15 protein-coding genes are annotated in these 18,869 nt (G+C 70.2%); 4 read left to right on the plus strand and 11 right to left on the minus strand.

Translation table 11 applies throughout. From position 1 onward, the window contains the following. Positions 1-26: 26 nt before the first annotated feature. The 4 genes from ABZT18_RS28805 to ABZT18_RS28820 all read right to left on the minus strand — a co-directional run bounded on the left by ABZT18_RS28805 (position 27) and on the right by ABZT18_RS28820 (position 6,003). Complete coding sequence (locus tag ABZT18_RS28805) at positions 27-1,664, minus strand: extracellular solute-binding protein (protein WP_354991925.1); 1,638 nt, start codon at positions 1,662-1,664, stop codon at positions 27-29. Between the two features lie 43 nt (positions 1,665-1,707). Continuing rightward, on the minus strand, positions 1,708-2,619 hold the full coding sequence (locus ABZT18_RS28810) for a carbohydrate ABC transporter permease (RefSeq protein ID WP_355252926.1): 912 nt from the start codon (positions 2,617-2,619) through the stop codon (positions 1,708-1,710). Further along, complete coding sequence (locus ABZT18_RS28815) at positions 2,616-3,497, minus strand: ABC transporter permease subunit (RefSeq protein ID WP_355252929.1); 882 nt, start codon at positions 3,495-3,497, stop codon at positions 2,616-2,618. The genes ABZT18_RS28810 and ABZT18_RS28815 overlap by 4 nt, the downstream gene beginning before the upstream one ends. Positions 3,498-3,618: 121 nt before the next feature. Then, complete coding sequence (locus tag ABZT18_RS28820) at positions 3,619-6,003, minus strand: glycoside hydrolase family 3 N-terminal domain-containing protein (RefSeq protein ID WP_355252932.1); 2,385 nt, start codon at positions 6,001-6,003, stop codon at positions 3,619-3,621. Between the two features lie 248 nt (positions 6,004-6,251). Here ABZT18_RS28820 and ABZT18_RS28825 point away from each other — a divergent pair, with 248 nt between their 5' ends. Both ABZT18_RS28825 and ABZT18_RS28830 read left to right on the plus strand, forming a co-directional pair. Next, on the plus strand, positions 6,252-7,289 hold the full coding sequence (locus ABZT18_RS28825) for a LacI family DNA-binding transcriptional regulator (protein WP_354991929.1): 1,038 nt from the start codon (positions 6,252-6,254) through the stop codon (positions 7,287-7,289). Positions 7,290-7,310: 21 nt separating this feature from the next. Next, on the plus strand, positions 7,311-8,318 hold the full coding sequence (locus ABZT18_RS28830; RefSeq protein ID WP_354991930.1) for an acetylxylan esterase: 1,008 nt from the start codon (positions 7,311-7,313) through the stop codon (positions 8,316-8,318). A gap of 108 nt (positions 8,319-8,426) precedes the next feature. Here the strand turns inward: ABZT18_RS28830 and ABZT18_RS28835 are convergent, their stop codons facing one another. Beyond that, positions 8,427-8,579, minus strand: coding sequence for a hypothetical protein (locus ABZT18_RS28835; protein WP_354991931.1), 153 nt, complete (start codon positions 8,577-8,579; stop codon positions 8,427-8,429). A gap of 61 nt (positions 8,580-8,640) precedes the next feature. On the opposite strand from ABZT18_RS28835, the gene ABZT18_RS28840 reads away from it, so the two are divergent. Next, positions 8,641-9,810: a cellulose binding domain-containing protein gene (locus tag ABZT18_RS28840; RefSeq protein WP_354991932.1), complete on the plus strand. Its 1,170-nt coding sequence runs from the start codon at positions 8,641-8,643 to the stop codon at positions 9,808-9,810. Between the two features lie 87 nt (positions 9,811-9,897). Here ABZT18_RS28840 and ABZT18_RS28845 read toward each other — a convergent pair whose 3' ends face one another. Further along, on the minus strand, positions 9,898-10,551 hold the full coding sequence (locus ABZT18_RS28845; protein ID WP_354992500.1) for a TetR/AcrR family transcriptional regulator: 654 nt from the start codon (positions 10,549-10,551) through the stop codon (positions 9,898-9,900). 100 nt (positions 10,552-10,651) lie between these two features. Here ABZT18_RS28845 and ABZT18_RS28850 point away from each other — a divergent pair, with 100 nt between their 5' ends. Next, the gene (locus ABZT18_RS28850; RefSeq protein WP_355252935.1) at positions 10,652-11,776 is read left to right on the plus strand and encodes an NAD(P)/FAD-dependent oxidoreductase; all 1,125 of its coding nucleotides are present in this window, start codon (positions 10,652-10,654) and stop codon (positions 11,774-11,776) included. A gap of 116 nt (positions 11,777-11,892) precedes the next feature. Here the strand turns inward: ABZT18_RS28850 and ABZT18_RS28855 are convergent, their stop codons facing one another. The 5 genes from ABZT18_RS28855 to ABZT18_RS28875 form a co-directional block, all read right to left on the minus strand. Beyond that, entirely contained in the window at positions 11,893-13,290 is a 1,398-nt protein-coding gene (locus tag ABZT18_RS28855) for an endo-1,4-beta-xylanase (RefSeq protein ID WP_354991934.1), read from the minus strand. A 380-nt stretch (positions 13,291-13,670) separates the two neighbouring features. Continuing rightward, positions 13,671-14,135, minus strand: coding sequence for a MaoC family dehydratase (locus ABZT18_RS28860; RefSeq protein ID WP_354991935.1), 465 nt, complete (start codon positions 14,133-14,135; stop codon positions 13,671-13,673). Positions 14,136-14,152: 17 nt separating this feature from the next. After that, the gene (locus ABZT18_RS28865; protein ID WP_354991936.1) at positions 14,153-15,301 is read right to left on the minus strand and encodes an acyl-CoA dehydrogenase family protein; all 1,149 of its coding nucleotides are present in this window, start codon (positions 15,299-15,301) and stop codon (positions 14,153-14,155) included. A 46-nt stretch (positions 15,302-15,347) separates the two neighbouring features. Then, positions 15,348-18,116: an AAA family ATPase gene (locus ABZT18_RS28870; RefSeq protein ID WP_354991937.1), complete on the minus strand. Its 2,769-nt coding sequence runs from the start codon at positions 18,114-18,116 to the stop codon at positions 15,348-15,350. An 81-nt stretch (positions 18,117-18,197) separates the two neighbouring features. Beyond that, positions 18,198-18,809 (minus strand): TetR/AcrR family transcriptional regulator, encoded by a 612-nt coding sequence (locus tag ABZT18_RS28875; protein WP_354991938.1) that lies wholly within the window; start codon positions 18,807-18,809, stop codon positions 18,198-18,200. Between the last annotated feature and the right edge of the window lie 60 nt (positions 18,810-18,869).

Below are 18,869 nucleotides of genomic sequence, written 5' to 3' on the forward strand. Positions count from 1 at the left end.
CAGCCGCCCGACCGGACTCCCGCTGATCAGCCGTTGTTCTTCTGGAACCGTTCGTACGCCTTGTTGACCATGTCGATGTACTGCTCGGAGTTCTTGGCCTTCAGCTCGCTCACGTACGCGTCCCACTCGCTGAGGGGGCGCTGGCCCAGGGCGAACTTGAGCGTGTTCTGGGTGACGAAGTCCTTCAGCGGGGTTTCCCAGAGCGACACCTGCTCGCGCTCCTCGTCGGTGAGCGGGGCGGGCGGGGGCACCAGCCTCGGTGTGCGGGCGTCCATCACCTTCTGGAACTCCAGCTCCTCCGGGGAGAAGAACCCACGGACCAGGTCGGGGGTGCCGCCGTAGGCGAAGACGCCGTTGTAGAAGCCGAAGTCCTTCTGCAGGTGCTTGGGGGCCTTGGGGTTGAGGCCGAGGACGTCGACTTCGGCGGTGACCGAGCGCTTGCCGGACGCGTCCTTGGTGAAGGTGGTGCCCTCGACGCCCCACCGAGCGAACTCCTGGCCGGCATCCGAATACCACAGCCAGTCGATGAACTGCATCATGGCCACGAAGTTCTTGCTCTCCCGGGCCTTCGAGGAGATCATGATGCCGTTCTCCAGCCGGGGGAATGGATTGATCTCACCGGCCGGGCCGATCGGCAGCGGGATCTTGGCCATCTTCGCGTTCGGCAGGGTCTTGGCCAGGTCGGGCCGGTGGTTGTTGACCAGGGTCTGCGCGTTGCCGGTGACCACGAAGGACTTGCCGTTGGCGAGCTTCTGGCGCGCCTGGTCGTCGGTCTGGGTGAAGCTCTCCGGGTCGAGCAGACCCTCGGCGACGAGCTTGTGCAGGTACGTGACCATCTGCTTGTACTGCTCGGACGCGCCGGTATAGGTGAACTTCTTCGCCGCCGGGTCCCAGGTGGCGTGCTGGTAGTCCCAGCCCGCCTGGGTGCCATGGGCGGAGCCGAGGATGTTCAGCAGGGCGCCGGTCGGGTTGGGCTTGCTGAAGAGGTCGGAGTACGGGTAGACGTTCGGGTACTTCGCCTTCATCGCCTTGAGCACGGTGTACAGCTCGTCCCAGGTCTTCGGGACCGCAAGGTTCAGCTCCTGCATGATGTCGGTGCGCACCAGCACCGTGTAGTCCTGGGTGGGCTTCTCGTGGGCCCCGGGCAGCAGGTAGAACTTCCCGTCAGACTGCCGCAGATTGTCGATCTCCGGCTTGAGGTTCCACTTGGCGATCTTGTCCTTGAAGTTGGGCATCAGATCGAGGTAGTCGCTGACCGGGAGGATCGCACCGGAGGAGACGAACGCGTTCTCCTGCGGGTGGTACGTCTTCGGGATGATCAGCGGGGCGTCGCCGGCGCCGATCAGCAGGCTGCGCTTCTGCTCGTAGTCGCTCAACGGAACGGCGACCGGCTCGATCTTGACGTTGGTCCGCTTGGTCAGCTCCGACCAGAACAGCCAGTCTTCCTTGAGCGGGTAGAAGGTGTGGTTGTTGTAGAGGGTGGAGAAGGAGAGCGCCTCGGTGGCCTTGAACTGGTCGCCGACGCCGTAGGTGGCCATCGCGCCGGCCTTGTTCTCCGAGAGGTCCGTCGACTCGCCAGGGTCCTCGGAACAGGCGGCGGTGAGGGTGATCGCGAGCAGACCCGCGGTGGCTATCGCCACGCGGCGCCACGTCTTGTGGAGCATGGCTCGTCCTTTCGGTGGTGGGTTGGGGGGAGGTGGCCGGCGCTCATCCCTTGACGGCGCCGAGCATCACGCCGGAGACGAAGTACCGCTGGACGAAGGGGTAGACCGCCAGGATCGGCAGGGTGGTGAGCACGATCGTCACGGCCTGAAGCGTCGCCGCGGCCTGTACGACGTCGGCGTCGGCGGCGCCGGACTGCTGCGCGTCGGTGGCGCCCGCGATGAGGTTGCGCAGGTACACGGTGACCGGCAGCAGATCCTGCTGGTCGATGTAGAGGAACGCGGTGAACCACGAGTTCCAGAACGAGACCGCGTAGAAGAGCACCATCGTGGCGATGATCGCCTTCGAGAGCGGCAGCACGATCCGCAGCAGGACGCCGTACGTGTTGAGCCCGTCGACCGCCGCGGCCTCCTCCAACTCGGTCGGCAGGCTCTCGAAGAACGCCTTCATGACCAGCAGGTTGAACACGCTGATGGCGTTGGGGATCACGATGGCCCAGATGGTGTTCTTCATCCCCAGGCTGGTGACCAGCACGTAGTTGGGGATCAGGCCACCGGAGAAGAACATGGTGAACAGCGCGACGCCGACGAGGATGCCGCGCCCCTTGAGCTGCGGCTTCGACAGCACGTACGCGTAACAGGTGGTCAGCACGATCGAGATGAGCGTGGCGACCACCGTGTACACCACCGTGTTGCGGTAGTTCGTCCAGAACATCGAGTCGGACATCACCAGCTTGTACGCGGTCACGTCGAACCCGCGCGGGACGAGGGTCACCTTCCCGGCGAGGATGTACGCCTCCTCGCTGAGCGAGCGGGCCACGATGTTGAGGAACGGGTACAACGTCACGATCACGACGCCGATCAGGACGACCGTGTTGACGATCCGGAAGATCCGGTAGCCCCGACTGTCCACCGGCCCACGCGTCTTCGGAGCCTCGCTCCCGGTACCGGGGGTCACCACAGGCTCGTCCCCACCGTGCGACGAGAGATGAGGTTCGCCGACAGGACCAGGACCAGCCCGATCACCGCCTCGAAGAGGCCGATGGCGGCGGCGTAGCTGAAGTTGCTGGACTGGAAGCCCATCCGGAAGAGGTAGGTGGAGATGACGTCCGCGGTTGGGTATGTCAGCGGGTTGTAGAGCAGCAGAATCTTCTCGAACCCGACCGCCATGAAGCTGCCGATGTTGAGGATCAGCAGCGTCACCATCGTCGGCCGGATTCCGGGCAACGTCACGTGCCAGGTCTGCCGCAGCCGGCCGGCGCCGTCGATCCGGGCGGCCTCGTACAGGTCCTCGTCGATCGTGGTGAGGGCGGCGAGGTAGAGGATCGTGCCCCAGCCGACGGTCTGCCAGACCTCGGACGAGACGTAGATGGTGCGGAACCACTCGGGTTGTTGCAGGAACGCCACCGCGTCGCCGCCGAACAGCCGAACCAGTTGGTTGGCGGTGCCGTCGATCGAGGTCAACTGCATGACCATCGCCGCCACGATCACGATCGACAGGAAGTGCGGCAGGTAGGACACGGACTGGACGAACCGCTTGAACCGGCGGGCGCGCACCTCGTTGAGCAGCAGCGCCAGCACGATCGGCAACGGGAAGCAGAACAGCAGGGTCAACGTCCCGAGCACCAGGGTGTTGGTGAACACCTCCCAGAACGTGAGGTCCGTGAGGAACATCCGGAAGTACCGCAGCCCGACCCAGTACTCGCCGAAGATGCTGCCGCCCGGCTTGAACCGCCGGAACGCGATGATGTTCCCGATCATCGGCAGGTACCGGAAGATCAGGAAAAACAGCAGCGGCAGGACGGCCAGCGAGTAGAGCTGCCAGTCCCGGCGCATCGCGTGACGCCAGCTTCGGCTGCGGCGGGGTGCTCGCGGCGCTGGGCTGGGGTCCGCCGCCGGAGCACGGGGTGGCGCTGGCGGCGGTGGCCGTACCATCTCGGATGTCATCCTCGGCCTCCTACGCGGAGTGTGGAACGGCCACGAGGGGCTCGATCCGCACCGACGTGAGCAGTTCCCGCTGGTGGCCGACCTGGCGCTCGACGCCGGTCAGTCGCAGCGACAGAGTCGCCGCCGCGTCGCCGCACGAGCGGCCGAACCGCAGCTCGACCTCGCCGGGCTCGACGATGCGCTGGCCGGACAGCCCGGTGAACGACGCGACGTCGGCCGGCACGTCGAACGTCACGTGCGCCACGTCGCCCGGTTCCAACGGCAGCCGGGTGTAGCCGACCAGCCGGACCACCGGGCGGGTGGTCTGCGCGACCGGGTCGTGCAGGTAGAGCTGCACCACCTCGGTGCCGGCCCGGTCACCGGTGTTGGCGACGGTGATGCGCACCCGCACCTCGCCGTCGACCGGCCAGGCCGCCGGCTCGGCAGGCTCGCCGTGCGTGTCGTCCGCCGCCCTGAGCACGATGGCGTCGGACCACTCGAAGGTGGTGTAGCTCAGCCCGTGGCCGAACGGGTACGCCGGAGTCGGGTCGATTGAGGAGACCTTGTTGCGGTGACCGAGCGGTGGCGACAGGTAGGTGCTCGGCATCCCGCCGGCGTCGCGGGGGACGCTGACCGGCAACCGCCCGGACGGGTTCACCGCGCCGGTGAGCACCTCGGCGAGCGCCTGCCCACCGAGTTGGCCGAGGAAGAACGCCTGCACCACGGCTGCCGCGGCGTCGAACTCCGGGCCGAGCGCGTAGGGGCGACCGGTCATCAGCACCAGGACGACCGGAGTGCCGGTGGCGAGGACGGCCCGGACGAGGTCGGCCTGCACACCGGGCAACCGCAGGTCGGCGGCGTCGCAGCCCTCGCCGGAGGTGCCCCGGCCGAACATCCCCGCCCGGTCGCCGACGGCGAGCACACACACGTCGGCTTCGGCGGCTGCGGCGACCGCGGCCGGGATTCCCGAGGTGTCGTCGCCGGTGATGCCGCAGCCGGCCACGTAGCTGAGCAGGGGGACGCGCCGGGCCAGTTCGTCGCGCAGCGAGGGGATGTCCAGGCCGAGCCCGAACTCGCTGTGGTGGACGCCCACATGGTTGGGGAAGGAGTAGCAGCCGAGCATGGCCATCGGGTCGTCGGCGACCGGGCCGACCAGGGCGACCCGCCCGCCGACGGGCAGCGGCAGGACGCCGGTGTTGCGCAGCAGGACGACGGATTCCCGGGCCAGGCGTACGGCGACGCCCTGGCTGATCTCGTCGTCGAGGCGCAGGGCCGCCACCTCGTCGGGCAGTGCCTGCCAGCCCTCGTCGAGCAGGCCGAGCTCGACCTTCTGGATCAGCACCCGACGCAGCGCGCAGTCGATCAGCGCCTCGTCGACCTCGCCGCGGCGAACCGCCTCCAGCAGCGGCGCGCCGAAGGTGTCCACGGTGGGCAGCTCGACGTCGATCCCGGCCCGCAGAGCGACCCGGGCGGCGTCGCCGGCACCATCCGCGACACCGTGCAGGGTCTGCAGGAATCGCACGGAGAAGTAGTCGGCCACCACGGTGCCGGTGAAACCCCACTCGTCGCGCAGCAGCCCGGTCAACAGCCACTCATCGGCGGCGACGGGCAGGCCGTCGATCTCCGCGTAGGAGTTCATCACCGAGCGGGCGCCACCGTGGCGCAGGGCCATCTCGAACGGCGGCAGGATGACGTCGGCCAACTCCCGACGACCCATCGACACCGGCGCGAGGTTGCGTCCGCCGCGGGAGGCGGAGTAACCGGCGAAGTGCTTCAGAGTGGCCACCACGCCGGCCCGCTCCAGGCCCCGCACGTACGCGGCACCGGTCGTCCCCACCAGGTAGGGGTCCTCGCCGATCGTCTCCTCGGTGCGACCCCAGCGGTAGTCGCGGGTGACATCCAGGACCGGGGCGAGCCCCTGGTGCACGCCGGCGGCGCGCATCGAGCGCCCGATCCGGTCGGCCATCGCCTCGACGAGCTCGGGGTCGAACGACGCGCCCCAGCTCAGCGGGGTCGGGTAGACGGTGGCCCGCCACGCCGCGAACCCGGTGAGGCACTCCTCGTGCACCTGCGCCGGGATGCCGAACCGGCTGGCGGCCACGATCTGCGCCTGGGAGGCGGCCAGCGACCGCGCGCCGAGCACCGGGTCGACCGGTGCGGTGCCGAACGGGCGCGTGAGCTGACCCAGCCCGTGCTGGATGAGGCTGCTCCACGGGGCGACGTTGTCGATCATGTCGCTCTGGTGCGGTGCGACGCCCTCGCCGGAGGTCTCGGCACCAACCCAGACACCGACGAGCTGGGCGACCTTCTCCTCCAGCGACATCAGCGGCAGGAGCGCCTCGGCCCGCTCGGTCGGCGACAACTGCGGATCGCGCCACGGCGCGACGCCGTTGTCCACGGGCAACTGACTGCTCATGCCAAGACCCCTTAGCTCCGGCCACATCCCCGTGCCCTCGTGGAACCGGCTCCGTGGCGGACGTCTTCACGATCCGAAACTTTCCGGAATCCCGCGTAACCTTTTCGGCAACCTAAAGTGCCTCATCGATGCGTGTCAAGAGTCGAATCTGGACGCGCGACCGAGTAGACCCGCTGTCGCACCGGGTGGTGTGGCCGACCGACCGTGTTAAGGTCTTCCGAAACTTTCGGATGCTGTGTGAGGCTGCGATGACGGAGCTCCGCCCGCTCGACCCACCCGCCTCCACCACCATCGCGACCATCGCCAACGACGTCGGGGTCTCGGTCGCGACGGTTTCCAAGGTCCTCAATGGGCGTGGCGACGTCGCCCCCGGCACCAGGGCCCGGGTCGAGGCGAGCCTCGACCGCCACCAGTACCAGCGCCGCACCCGGCGACCCGCGACCGGCGGAGGACGGATCGATCTCGTGTTCCACGAGTTCGACACCGGCTGGGCCATGGAGATCCTGCGCGGCGTCGAGGCGGTGACCACCGCCGCCGGCGTCGGGCTGTCCGTCGCTCAGCTCGACGGCGCGCACCGCCCACCGCCACGATGGCTGGACAAGTTGCTCGCCGACCGCCCGTTGGGCGTGGTGTTCGTCCTCTCCCACCTGGCCGAGGCCCAGCAACAGCACCTGCGGCGTCAGGGCATTCCGTTCGTCGTTGTCGACACCGACAGCGCGACCTCGGCCTCCGTGCCGACCGTCGGGTCGAACAACTGGAACGGCGGCCTGCTCGCCGCCCGGCACCTCCTGGATCTGGGGCACCGGCGGATCGCCGTGATCTCCGGGCCACCGGACATGCTCTGCAGCCGCGCCCGGGCCGCCGGGTTCCAGTCGGCCCACGAGGAGGCCGGCCTCTCGGTCGACCGCGAGCTGATCCGTTACGGCAGTTTCTCCGCGGGTGCCGGGCACGCCCACGGCCTGCAACTGCTACGTCGGCCGGACCGGCCCACGGCGATCTTCGCCGGTTCCGACATCCAGGCCATGGGGGTGCTCCGGGCCGCCCGCCAGTGCGGCCTGCGAGTGCCGGAGGACCTTTCGGTCATCGGGTACGACAACCTGCCGCTCTCCGCCTGGACGGACCCACCCCTCAGCACGATCAACCAGCCGTTGCGCGACATGGCCGGCATCGCCACCCAGATGTTGCTCGACCTGACCAGGGGCAATGTTCCGGCGACCAGCCGGATCGACCTGGTGACCGAGCTGGTCGTCCGGGAGAGCACCGCACCCCCCGCCCACCCGCGCTGACCCCGGCCCCTGCGAGGACCAGTGCCCCACTTTGCCTCCACCCTCGACGAGCTCCAGCGGTACGCGCCCGAGGTCGTCGAACCCGACGACTTCGACGAGTTCTGGCGCGACACCCTCGCCGAGGCCTCCGGCCGGCCGGCACTCGTCGACGTTCGTCCGGAGCCCACCGACCTGCGGCTGCTCGATTCCTGGGACGTCACGTTCGCAGGCTTCGGCGGCGACCCCGTCCGGGCCTGGTACACCCGCCCGGCGGGTGTTCCGGAGCCGCTGCCCACCGTCGTCGAGTACGCCGGCTACGGCCGTGGTCGCGGTCTGCCACATGAGCGGCTGACCTGGCCGGTGGCCGGGTACGCGCATCTGCTGATGGACAACCGGGGCCAGGCCGGGCTGCACGGCGCCGGGGACACCGCCGACCCGCACGGCGCACCCGGCGGGCCCTCGCCGGCCACCTGGGGGATCCTCGACCCGCGCGACTACCACTACCGCCGTCTGATCACCGACGCGGTCCGGGCGGTCGAGGCGGTCCGCGCCCTGCCGGGGGTCGACGGGGGCCGGGTCACCGTGGTCGGTAACAGCCAGGGCGGCGGCCTCGCCCTGGCGGTGGCCGGCCTCGTCGACGACCTCAGCGCGGTGCTGACGACCGCCCCGTTCCTCTGCGACATGCGACGGGCCGTCGAGCTCAGTGACGCGGCACCGTACGGCGAGATCGCCCGTTACCTGGCCGTACACCGGGAGGCGGAGGACGCGGTGCGGCGCACACTGTCCTACGTAGACGGGGTGAGCTTCGCGCGGCGTGCGACGGCACCGGCGCATTTCGGGATTGGCCTACGTGACAACGTCTGCCCACCGAGCACCGGCTTCGCCGCCTACAACCACTACGGCGCCGCGGCCGGGCGGCTCGTCCCGCCCGAGCGGGAGATGCACGTCTATCCGTTCAACGGCCACGAGGGCGGCGAGGCCATCCATGTCCGGCGTCAGTTGCGCTGGCTCGACACGATGCTCCACCCGGCTCGCGGATCCAGGAACTGACCACGAGGGCGGTCGGGAGACGACGCCGGTCAGGCCTGGCCGCTTGCGGCAGTCACATAGTCGAACACCGATCCATTGCCGATGTTAGCGATAACACGCTATGGTGCGTCAGGCGAGGTGCAGGGCACACTTCCGCCACGACTCACCGGCCTGTCGCGCCCAACCTTCGATGGCCGGTGCCAGATACAGCGCCACGACCACCAGTGAAGACGTCCGGGTTCCTGGTCGTTCCGCGCAGCCCACCTCCGCGTACCGCGTCATGGCGGCATCCATCTCGCCGGTAGCCGCTACTGTCGCGCACTCCACCACCAGAGGAAGTCCCATGCGCAGTTCGACGCTCGGCCATCCCGCCCCTCCCTCACCTACCGCCATCGCAGCGACGTCGAGGCCCCGACGGGCTCGTCTGTGGTGGGCGGCCCTGGCCGCCGTCGCCGCCGTGGTCGCCGCCGTACCGATCGCGACCGCTCCCGCGAGCGCGGAGTCCAACGGCGGCGTACGCGTGATGCCCCTCGGTGACTCGATCACCGACGGGTTCAACGTCCCCGGCGGTTACCGAATCGAGCTCTGGCAGCGGTTCACGACCGGCGGTTACCGCATCGACTTCGTCGGTTCCCAGTTCAACGGCCCAGCCAGCCTCGGCGACCACGACCACCAGGGCCATTCCGGTTGGACGATCGCCCAGATCGACGCCAACGTCGTCAACTGGTTGCGGGCCACGAACCCTCGGACCGTGCTGCTGCACATCGGCACCAACGACATGTACGGCGACACGTCCGGCGCGCCGGCCCGGCTGGCCACCCTGATCGACCGGATCACCACCACCGCCCCGAACGCGGAGGTGTTCGTCGCGACCATCATCCCGAAGTCCGGCGCCGACAGCCAGGTCCGGGGATTCAACGCGGCGATCCCCGGTCTCGTGCAGACGAGGGCCTCGGCCGGCAAACGCGTCCACCTGGTCGACATGTACCGCGCCCTGACGCTCAGCGACCTGGCCGACGGCGTCCACCCCAACGCGACGGGGTACCGGAAGATGGCCGTGGCCTGGTACGACGCGCTCCGGACGGTGCCCGGCAGCATCGGGGGCGACACGCCTCCGACCACCACGCCACCCACCACCACGCCACCGACGACCACCCCACCGACGACGACCCCGCCGACCACTCCGCCAGCGTCCGGCGGCTGCCGCGTCGCGTACACGGTCAACGCCTGGAACAGCGGTCTCACCGCTTCCGTCTCGGTGACCAACACGAGCAGCACACCGGTCAACGGTTGGGCCCTGGCATACACGCTGCCGGGTGGGCAGACCATCACCAGTGGCTGGAACGCCACCTACTCCCCGTCGAGCGGAGCGGTGACGGCCCGCAACGTCTCCTACAACGCGACGATCGCGGCGAACACCTCGGTCGACATCGGCTTCCAGGCGACCCACACCGGCAACACCGGCCGGCCGTCCGCATTCACCCTCAACGGCACCGCCTGCGCGGTCGCCTGACACTCCCGTCGCGGTGCCGGGCAGCACAGGCCCGGCACCGCCCCCCTTGCACCACCCTCAGATCGCCGCTGGCCTCGGAGCAGTTGCTCACGTGTGAGGATCGCTGGTGATGCCGTCCAACACGGTGGCCAGGTTGTGGTTGAAGGTCTCCTCGGCATCGAGGTGGGCGCCGTCGATGACGAGCCGGGCGACGGTGGGGTACCTGCCGGTTTTCAACATGCGGGTGAGGTAGGGGCCGAGGCTGGCCTGCCAGGCGGCCTCATCGGTGCCGGCGGAACGGGCGGTGCGTCGCTCGGTGACCTCTCTGCGGACCGCTCCGATGATGACGGCGTTGAGGGCACCCACAGCCCGCTGGAGATCGTCGATGCCTCGCACACCGGGGGCCTGGCTCAGCGCCGCCGCGGTCGCTTCGCCCACGGCGAGCGCGTGAGGTCCCAAGTGTGGCCTTCCGCCGAGCAGGTCGGAAAACCACTCATGGTCAAGGGCGGCGGCACGGGTCGCGTGGGCAACGGCCAGCACCGTGGCGCGCCACTCGGAGTGCTGGCTGACCTCGGCGATCCGGGCGTAGACGACGTCGACCATCAGATCGAGCAGTTCGGATCTGTTGGTCACATAGTCGTAGAGCCGCATCGGACCGACACCGAGCTCTTTGGCGATCTTGCGAAGCGACAGGCCGTCGAGGCCGTGTGCGTCGGCAAGCCGGATCGCCGCAGCGGCGATCTTCTCGCGGCTCAACGGCACCGGCGCCGCCCGCGACTGAGGTTCGGGCCGTTCCCAGACGGGCTTCGGTGCGCTACCGTACGGTGTATCCACCAATACAGTGTACGCTAAGGAGACGAAGATGCGAATCGCGATCGCCGGTGGCGGCCTTGGCGGCCTGACGCTGGCACGAATCCTTCATCGACACGGCATCGACGCGGTGGTGTACGAGCGCGAGGCAAGCCGATCCGCGCGATCGCAGGGCGGCACTCTCGACCTGCACCCGGAGTCCGGGCAACAGGCCCTGGCCGAGGCGGGCCTCGCCGGCCGGTTCCGGTCTGAGGCGCGGCCCGAGGGCGAGGAACATCGCATCCTCGACCCGGCCGGACGAACCCTGGTGCACCACAAGCCGCAACCCGGCTCATTCTCCGGCCGTCCCGAGATCGACCGGAGGGTACTGCGCGATCTTCTGCTCGATTCGCTTCCCAGCGAGGCGGTTACGTGGCGGCACCGGCTTGTCGCGGCGACGCCACGACCTGACGGAGGCTGGAAACTGACGTTCGACGGCGGCCACCACATCGACTGCGACATCCTCATCGGCGCGGACGGCGCGCGCTCGCTCGTCCGGCCGCTGCTGACCGACGTGGAGATGTCCTATGTGGCCACCCTCGTTGAGCTGAACATCAGCGACGTCGACCGGCGCCATCCGGATCTCGCCGAGTTGGTCGGCCCCGGAAACCTGTGGTGCGTCGGCGTGAATCAGATCCTGTCAGCGCAACGCATGGGCGATGGCAGCATCCGCGTCGGGATCTCGCTGCGCGCAGAGGACCGCCATGTCGATACGTACCGCGACAAGCGTGTCCTGCTCGACATGTTCGGCGGCTGGGCCCCCCGCCTCACCGCGCTCATCGAGGCCAGCGACGACACGGTGACGCCACGCAGGATCGAAGCGATGCCCATCGGTACGCGCTGGTCCAGCCGACCGGGCATCACTCTCATCGGTGACGCCGCGCACCTCATGCCGCCGGTCGGCGAGGGTGCCAACCAGGCCATGCTCGACGCCGCCGAACTGGCCGGCCAACTCGCCGCCAACCCCGCCGACCCGCACTCGGCGATCCGGACGTACGAGGAGGCGATGTTCACCAGGATCCAGGCGATCGCCGAGATGTCCGCGCGAGTCCAGTCGATGATGCTCTCCCCCACCGCGGCGGAAGACATGGTCCGCTTCTTTACCCCCCGGCCCGCCGAACCGGCACCCGCAACCTGAGAGGCAGCCGATCGAGGCCGCAGCGCGCGAACCCTGCCCTCTGCCCCGGCCCGGAAAGATGATGGGACGACGACGGGATCGGTCGCCGCCCCATCAGTGTGCGGTGGTGGTGGTGCTCAGGAGACGGTGCAGGATCGCACCTGCGGGCGACTCCAGTTGCCGTTGGCCATGGTGGTGAAGCCGAAGACGTTGCCGCTGCCGTTCGACCGCATGGTCATGACGTTTCCGCTGGTGTCCCAGCTCGGGCTGCCGTTCCAGGTGTTCGACACCTTCTGTGGCGGGGTGACTGCCACCACGACGGTCCAGTTGCTGGCCCCACTGACGGTCACCTGACTGTTGAAGCGGTCGCCCCACCGCGTGCTGTCCTGCAGGGTCGCGGTGCAACCGCCGCTGGGCGGCGGAGTCGTGGGCGGAGGGGTCGTGGGCGGAGGGGTCGTCGGCGCGGGGGTCGTGGGCGGAGGGGTCGTCGGAACCGGGGTGCCGCTGTTGAGTGCGGCGAGGACGGCGTCGTACGCCGGCTTCTTCGCGCCACCGCTGGTGAACAGCAACGGGGTCTGCGACGCCCGCCACGAGTCACTGTCCCGGATACCCCACACCGTGATCCCGTTGCACCGGGCAACCGCCAAACAGTCCTCCACCACACTGCGGTACGTGGCCGCCGACGCACCCTGAATGTCCAACTCGGTGACCTGCACATCCACACCGAGCGCGGCGAAACTCGACAACGTGGTCCGGTAGTTACTCACATACGGCGAGTCGTTGTTGAAGTGCGACTGAAAACCCACACAGTCGATCGGCACACCACGAGACTTGAAGTCCCGCACCATGTTGTAGACACCCTGCGTCTTCGCATGCGTCCAGTTGTCCGTGTTGTAGTCGTTGTAACAGAGCTTCGCACCCGGATCCGCGGCACGCGCGGCCCGGAACGCCGCCTCGATCCAATCGTTACCCGTCCGCTGGAGGTTCGAGTCACGACGGCCACCCGAACTGCCATCGGCGAACGCCTCGTTCACCACATCCCACGCCACCACCTGACCCCGGAAATGCGTGGCCACCTGCGTCACGTGATTGAGCATCGCCTGCCGCAACGCACTACCACTCATGTTCTGCATCCACCCCGGCTGCTGCGAATGCCAGGCCAGGGTGTGACCGCGCACGTTCATCCCCCGACTGCGCGCGTGGTTCACGATCTGCTCCGCCGCACCGTAGCTGAACTGACCCTGCTGCGGCTCGGTGGCGTCAATCTTCATCTCGTTCTCAGGCGTCACCATGTTGAACTCACGGTTCAAAATCGTGGTGTACGCGCTATCGGAAAGCCTGCTTGCGGCCACCGCCGTACCGAAATACCGACCCTTCTCAGCGGCGGACGCGCCCAGGGTCGTTCCGGCGCTCGCCGCGCCGGGCAGGAACGCGGCGCTCGTTGCGGCGAGCAGACCCGCAGCGGCGAGGACGATCGCCGTACGCGCTCGGGGGCCCGTTCGTCGGAGGGTCTCCCCGTGGCACCTCTCGATCATGTCTTTTCCTTCCGTGAGGCCCGGGGCGGGGCATCTGACGCACCGCCCCAGCGGTGGTGGGGCACCGGGTCGAAACCGCGCACGGAAAGGCGCCCGGGATGAGGCGCATACCCACGATCATCGACTCCGATGGATGTGGAGTATGTCAGCGCCGCTCATCGACGAGCAACAATTTCCGGAAGTTTAACGAGACGTGGACCAGGCCGGCGAACCCGGCAAGACAGAGCTGCCCAGGCAGTGCCTCATATCGTGCGACAGCGAAGCGGTGACGCACCGGCGGCGGAGTTTCAGGAGAGTCGGGCCGCCGCAAGTTCCGGAACTCCTTCCGCAACGTCTAGCCGCCGGCACAACGTCCACCGGTGCGCACACGAACTACGCGATCATCGACCGGTGGCTCGGTAGAGTCGACTCACGGTCTCGGCTACACAGACGGGCTTGCCACCGCTGTCGCTCTCCACGGTGACCACCGCGACCAGCTGCACGCCACCGCTCACCGGCGACACCTCGGCGATGGTGGCAGTGGCCCGGACGGCGGCACCGACCCGGACCGGGGCCGGGAAACGCACCCGGTTCAGCCCGTAGTTGACCCCCATCGCCACCCCGTCGACCCGGTAGAGCCGGCCGGCCAGCGCCGGCAGCAGCGACAGGGTCAGGTACCCGTGGGCGATCGTCCCGCCGAACGGCCCTGCGGCGGCCCGGGCCGGGTCGAGATGGATCCACTGGTGGTCGTCGGTGGCGTCGGCGAAGAGGTCGACGCGGCTCTGCTCGATGCGCTGCCACGGACCGGGCCCGAGGGTCTCGCCGACGGCAGCGGCCAACTCGTCGAACGAGGTGAAGACTCTCATGCCAGATCTCCTTGAAGCTAGAAGGCATTGACGCCGGTGAGCGCGCGTCCGATGAGGAGTTGCTGGATCTGGCTGGTGCCCTCGTAGAGCGTGGCGACCCGGGCATCACGCAGGTACTTGCCGACCGGATATTCGTCGATGTAGCCGTACCCCCCGAACACCTGGACCGCGTTGTTGGCCGCACGGACGGCGGCCTCGCTGGCGAAGAGCTTGGCCATCGACGCCTCGGTGGCGAACGGCTGGCCGCGGTCGATCAGGTCGGCGACCTGCCACACCAGCAACCGGGCGGCGGCGGTGTCCACCGCGATGGCGGCGAGCAGTTGTTGAACGAGCTGGTGGGCGGCGATCGGCTTGCCGAACTGGGTCCGCTGCCCGGCGTAGCCGACTGCGGCGTCGAGGCAGCCCTGAGCGATGCCGACCGAGCCGGCGGCGACCGACATCCGGCCCTTGGCGAGGGTGGCCAGGGCCAGGCGGAAGCCGGCGCCCTCGTCGCCGAGGCGGGCGGTATCGGGCACGCGTACCTCGTCGAAGCGCAGCTCGCCGGTGGCCTGACCGCGCAGGCCCAGCTTGCCGTGGATCTCCCGCCGGGTCAGCCCCGGGCTGTCGCCGGGAACCAGGAACGCGGTGATGCCTCGGTGCCCGGGGCCGCCGGTGCGGGCGAAGACCAGCGCGACGTCGGCGGTGGTGCCGTTGGTGATGAACGTCTTCGTGCCGGTGAGCAGCCAGTCGGCGCCGTCGCGGACCGCGCGGGTCCGCAGCGCTGCCGCGTCCGAGCCGCTGTCCGGCTCGGTCAGCGCGAAGCAGCCGAGTGCGGCGCCGGCGCAGAGCCGGGGCAGCCACTCGGCCCGCTGTGCGGCCGACCCGTGGGCGGCGATCGACTTGGCGACCAGGCCGAGTGACACCGAGACGATGCCGCGCACGGCCGAGTCGCCCCGGCCGAGCTGCTCCAGGACCAGGCAGTACGCGAGGTGGTCGCCCCCGGAACCGCCGTCGGCCTCAGCGATGGTCAGCCCCAGAAAGCCGAGGTCGCCGAGCATGGCGACGATGGCGGGGTCGACTGACTCGCGCCGATCCCAGGCGGCTGCGTGCGGCAGCAGCTCCCGGTCGGCGAACTCGGCGGCCAGTTGGCGGACCGCGGCCTGCTCGGCGGAGAGGGTGAGCTCCATGACGCTTAAACTAGCGGTGATAGTTTAAGCCGTCCAGACCGGACGGTCACCACTCGGAGGCCAGCCCGACCTGCCGTTCGGCGGCGAACGCGCGGGCCAACTCGGTGCGCGAGCGGATGCCGAGCCGGTGGAACACGTTGCGCAGGTGGTGATCGACCGTACGGGTGGAGAGGAACATCCGGGCGGCGATCTCCCGGTTGGTGGCGCCCTCCGCGACCAACTCGGCGATCCGCAGTTGCTGGCCCGTCAGCAGCCGCGCCGCCGGCAGGTCCGGCGAGCCGATCGACTCCCCGGCCGCGCGCAGCTCGGTGGTGGCCTGCTCAGCCCAGCACGCCACCCCGAGCAGGGTGAACATCTCGCGGGCCTGATGCAGGTGCGCCCGCGCGTCGCGGGGGCGTCGGCTGCGGCGCAGCTCCTGGCCGAAGAGCAGCTCCGTACGGGCCCGCTCGAACGCGCCGGCCTCCGTCGGGTGCAGCCGCAGCGCCGTCTGGAACTCCCGCTCGGCCTCGGCGCTGCCCCGGGGAGCGAGCAACGCGTGGCACCGGGCGGACAGGGCCCGGCGCAGTGGGCTCACGGTGCTGCTGGCCCACCTGTCGAACACGGCGAGCGCGGCCGTCGCCGCCGGTCGGTGCGCCAGGTGCGCCGCCGCCTCCACCAGGTACGGGGTGGCCATCACCTGCACGAGGACCTGACCCCGACCGGTGCCGAGCCGGGCCAGCGACGCGAGCCGGTCCGCGGCCTCGGCGTGCCGGCCGTCGACCAGGTCGAGCACCGCCAGGGCCCACCCGGCGAGCGCGTGTGGACGGCTGCCCGGCGTCGGTGCGTCGCCGATCTCGCGGATCCGCCGCAGGCTGGTGGCCCGATCGGCCCGCATCGCGGCGAGCACGGCGAGCATGCCCAGGTGGACGTTGGCGCAGTTGACCTGACCGGTGGCGCGGGCGACCCGCAGCCCGTCGCGGGACGTCTCCGCCGCCGCCTCGTGCCGGCCCAGCCAGTACTCGGCGATTGCGCGCAACTCCAGTGCCCGGGGCAGCATGGACAGCTCGCCCCGCTCCCGCGCCAAACCGACGGCACGCTCGGCGAGCCGGTGCGCCGCGCCGTCCACGGCCACCAGCAGGCCGGCCGCCGCCGCGCAGGTGAGCGCGGTGGGTGTCAGCGCCGACCCGGTCAGCCGGCCGCCCAGCACGACGGCGCGGCGCAGCGCGGGCCCGGCCCGCTCGTGGTCGCCCCGCAGGGTCGCCGCCACCCCGGCGACCAGACAACTCATCAGCTCCATGGCCGGCCGGTCGCTCGGGCGTCGCAACGCCAACGCCCGGCGGCCGACCTCGGCGTACCGGTACTGGTCACCGGCGAAGCAGACGGCCTCGCCGGCCCGCACCAGCCCGGCCAACGCCAGGGCGCGGTCGGCACCGGCCACCGATCCAGCGGCGGTCAGCAACGTGGCCGACGCACCCGACGCGACGCCGCACCGCAGCTCCAACTCACCGCGCAGCAGATCGGCGCGGCCCTCGACGACCGGATCCGTGGACACGGCACGGAGGCGGTCGAGCAGCAACCGGGCCTGGTCCGGTTGCCCCCCGGCCCAGGCGTAGTGGGCGGCGGTCTGCAGGCGGGCGGCAGCCTGGATTGGCTGGTCGCTCAGCTCGGCGGCCCACCGCAGCGCCGCCGACGCGGTGGCCCAACCCCCGGCTCCGTCGACCGCTGCCTCCTCCAGCTCGGCGGCGAGGGCCGGGTCGGCATCCGCCGCCGCGGCGGCGAGGTGCATCGCCCGGCGCAACCGCTGCCCGTCCGAGCCCAGCACCCCGGCGAGCAACCGGTGGGCCGCGCGCCGCTCGGCCAGCGTCGCGCTCGACGCGATCATCGCGCGAACCAACGGTTGGGGGAACGTGACGCCCAGCGGCTCCACCCGGACCAGGCCGGCGACCTCCGCCGGGGCCAGCGCCTCGACCTCGCTGCCGGCGACTCCCGCCGCCCGGATCAGCGTGCCCGGCTCACCGTCCTCGTCGAGCGCCGCGAGCAGCAGCATCCGCCGGGTGTCCGGTGGCAACCGGTCCAGCCGGGCCCGGTACGCACGGCCCAGCGCACCGTCGGCCGGTGGCGCGGCGGGCAGCGGCTCCTCACCCCGCCACTGCCCCGGGCTGAGCACTTCGGCGAGATCTACCAGGGCCTGCGGGTTGCCGCCGCCGACCACCGCGAGTGTGGCCGCGACCGGCGCGGCGGGGCACTCGGGCAGCCGGTCGGTGAGGACGGCGACGCTGTCCCGCGCGTCGAGCGGCCGGAGTCGGTGCGCCGGTATCCCGTCGACCGCGACGGTGACGTCCGCGGTGAGCAGGACGGCGACCGGCAGATGCCGCAGACGGCGGGCCACGAAGGCCAGCACCTGCGCGGTCTGCGGGTCACCTCGGTCGACGTCGTCCATGGTGGCGAGCAGCGGACGGTCCCGGGCGGTTGCGGCGAGCAACCCGAGCACCGCCATCGACAGCGTCAGTTGACGGTCGGCCGGGCAGCGCTCCCCGGCCAACGCGCGCCGCAGCAGTTGGCGCTGCTCGTCCGGCAGGGCGGCGTCCCGGTCGAGCACCGGGTCGAGCAGGCGTTGCAGGCCGGCGTACGGGAGGACGGCCTCCTCGGCGAGCCCGGTCCCGGCGAGCACGGTGCGACTCTCGGCGTGCCGGTGGGCGTAGTCGACCAGCGCCGTCCGGCCCGAACCCGGTTCGCCGTGTAGCAGCAGGGCGCCGCCGCCGGCGGTCGCGCCGTCGAGCAGGGTGCGGATCGCCCGGCACTCGTCGTCCCGGCCGCGCAGCACGGTTAATTGCACTCTTGATGCAGTAACCATGCATCCAGTGTCACCTATCGGAAACCGGATGGAAAGAGGAGGCGATATCGGGCCGGGCGGGAATCAGTCGGCCGCGACCTCGGCCAGCAGGGCGCCGACCGTCCGGGTCATCACCGCGCGGGCCTGGTCCACGCCCAGCCCGAGGCCGTAGCGCAGCATCGACCAGGCCGGCCACATGCTGGCCGCCACCAGGGCGTTGAGCAGCTGCTCCCGACCCCGACCGGCCTGGGCCAGCTCGACGGCGAAGAGCTCCTCGACCTCGTCGCGGACCCGGTCGATGTGCTTGAGGCGATTGCGGTGCAGCTGGTCGGAGACCGGCTCCCGCATCTGGGCGGCCCGCGCCGACGGCGTGATGAGCTGGAGCAGCCGGGCCCGTTGCCGGCAGTACGCGTCGACCCGCTTCACCAGCGGCAGCCCGGCTGGGATCGGCCGGTAGGCGGCGTCCTGCTGGCGGAGCACCTCCGCGCCGCTGGCCTCGAAGAGCGTCTCCATGTCCTTGAAGTTGGTCCAGAGCGTCCGCAGCGAGATGCCGGCCCGCTCGGCGATGCGTTCTCCGGTCGGGCGGAGGTCACCCTCGGAGATGAGCGCGAGGTGCGCCTCGACGATGGCCACGCGGGTGCGCTCGGCCCGGGCGGTGCGCCCGTCGACCCGGCTCACGACCTCGACCCCGTCCATCCGCCCCCGCCTCCTCACCGCCACGACGCTTCCCGACGCACCGCCGAGTCTAGACAGGCG

Source organism: Micromonospora sp. NPDC005291, assembly GCF_040607415.1.
Classification (GTDB): domain Bacteria; phylum Actinomycetota; class Actinomycetes; order Mycobacteriales; family Micromonosporaceae; genus Micromonospora.